Here is a 2,136-nt window from a genome sequence, read left to right as displayed (position 1 = left end):
TCACTTTTTGGGGATAAATTGCGGGGGCAGGATTTGAACCTGCGGCCTTCGGGTTATGAGCCCGACGAGCTACCGGGCTGCTCCACCCCGCGTCAGTAATAAAAATATAAAGTATCATGGTGGAGGCTGAGGGGTTCGAACCCCCGACCCTCTGCTTGTAAGGCAGATGCTCTCCCAGCTGAGCTAAGCCTCCGAATATAACTTTTATAGAACTGGTGACCCGTAGGGGATACTCTCACTCCGTTCGAGACTGCGAAGCAGTGCTTCCGAAGTTCATGCTCCGACGAACCCTTAGGGGTTGGTTCTCATCCCCAATCGAAGCAAAATAATCATGGTGACCCGTAGGGGATTCGAACCCCTGTTACCTCCGTGAAAGGGAGGTGTCTTAACCCCTTGACCAACGGGCCTTATATGGTTGATCCCCGGATAGGACTCGAACCTGGACAAATCGATTGTTATCTACCAATTGAGCTATCAGGGAATAATGGTGGAGCCAAGCGGGATCGAACCGCTGACCTCCTGCTTGCAAGGCAGGCGCTCTCCCAGCTGAGCTATGGCCCAATATATTCACCCCAAAAAAGTGAAGTATGGCTTCGAGATTTATTACGATTACTTTTCGGGACCCCGGAACTCACTTTATGAAGTTATATATGGTGGGCCCTAGTGGACTCGAACCACCGACCTCACCCTTATCAGGGGTGCGCTCTAACCAGCTGAGCTAAGGGCCCTTATCTAAGAACAATTATACATATAGAGATTTAGGCAAAAAAAATTCCCCGCAAGGGGATTGCTTGGCGGCGTCCTACTCTCCCAGGACCCTTCGGTCCAAGTACCATCGGCGCTGGAGGGCTTAACGGTCGTGTTCGGGATGGGTACGCGTGGAACCCCTCCGCCATCGCCACCAAACAGGATTTTTGCGCTGTCTTCGCTTCCGTGATTACTCACCAGCAAAAGATCCATCCTCAGAAAGGACATGCAGCTTAAAAATCAGTCCAGATGTTTGATCACCTGAAAACTAGATACGAAACGAATTTGCATTTGTAGAAATTGTAGCTTTGCCCTTCACTCTTGTTCCGGGCCCCGCCAAAGTATTCGGAATTAGCTGCGAAGCCTTTCTTCACTTTGGTGGGTATGTTTAGGATAAGCCCTCGACCGATTAGTATTGGTCAGCTCCATGCATTGCTGCACTTCCACCTCCAACCTATCTACCTCGTCGTCTTCAAGGGGTCTTACATACTGGGAAATCTCATCTTGAGGGGGGCTTCACGCTTAGATGCTTTCAGCGCTTATCCCGTCCGTACGTAGCTACCCAGCCATGCTCCTGGCGGAACAACTGGTGCACCAGCGGTACGTCCATCCCGGTCCTCTCGTACTAAGGACAGCTCCTCTCAAATTTCCTACGCCCACGACAGATAGGGACCGAACTGTCTCACGACGTTCTGAACCCAGCTCGCGTACCGCTTTAATGGGCGAACAGCCCAACCCTTGGGACCTACTTCAGCCCCAGGATGCGATGAGCCGACATCGAGGTGCCAAACCTCCCCGTCGATGTGGACTCTTGGGGGAGATAAGCCTGTTATCCCCAGGGTAGCTTTTATCCGTTGAGCGATGGCCCTTCCATGCGGTACCACCGGATCACTAAGCCCGACTTTCGTCCCTGCTCGACTTGTAGGTCTCGCAGTCAAGCTCCCTTCTGCCTTTGCACTCTTCGAATGATTTCCAACCATTCTGAGGGAACCTTGGGGCGCCTCCGTTACTCTTTAGGAGGCGACCGCCCCAGTCAAACTGCCCACCTGACACTGTCCCCGCACCGGATGACGGTACTAGGTTAGAACCTAGATACGATCAGGGTGGTATCCCAACGGCGCCTCCACCTAAGCTGGCGCTCAGGCTTCAAAGGCTCCCACCTATCCTGTACAGATCGTACCCAAATCCAATATCAAGCTGCAGTAAAGCTCCATGGGGTCTTTCCGTCTTGTCGCGGGTAACCTGCATCTTCACAGGTATTAAAATTTCACCGGATCTCTCGTTGAGACAGCGCCCAAGTCGTTACGCCATTCGTGCGGGTCAGAATTTACCTGACAAGGAATTTCGCTACCTTAGGACCGTTATAGTTACGGCCGCCGTTTACTGGGG

General features: G+C 52.4%; 4 tRNA genes and 2 rRNA genes (1 of these 6 cut by a window edge). All 6 read right to left on the bottom strand.

Annotated elements, in window-relative coordinates:
- Positions 1-18 precede the first annotated feature (18 nt).
- A tRNA-Met gene (locus E6W40_RS21805) sits at positions 19-92 on the bottom strand.
- A 25-nt stretch (positions 93-117) separates the two neighbouring features.
- A tRNA-Val gene (locus E6W40_RS21800) sits at positions 118-193 on the bottom strand.
- A gap of 139 nt (positions 194-332) precedes the next feature.
- Positions 333-407 (bottom strand) — tRNA-Glu (locus tag E6W40_RS21795).
- A gap of 244 nt (positions 408-651) precedes the next feature.
- Positions 652-728: transfer RNA gene (locus tag E6W40_RS21785), tRNA-Ile, on the bottom strand.
- A gap of 61 nt (positions 729-789) precedes the next feature.
- Positions 790-906 (bottom strand): 5S ribosomal RNA (rrf, locus tag E6W40_RS21780).
- Positions 907-1,136: 230 nt separating this feature from the next.
- Positions 1,137-2,136 (bottom strand): 23S ribosomal RNA (locus E6W40_RS21775); it runs 1,927 nt beyond the window's last position.

Origin of the sequence: Paenibacillus dokdonensis (assembly GCF_004916975.1) — a bacterium.
In the GTDB taxonomy this organism is placed as follows: Bacteria; Bacillota; Bacilli; order Paenibacillales; family Paenibacillaceae; genus Paenibacillus_AQ; species Paenibacillus_AQ dokdonensis.
The sequence above is the reverse complement of the archived record's forward strand: the minus strand, read 5'-3'. Positions and strand labels throughout refer to the sequence as shown.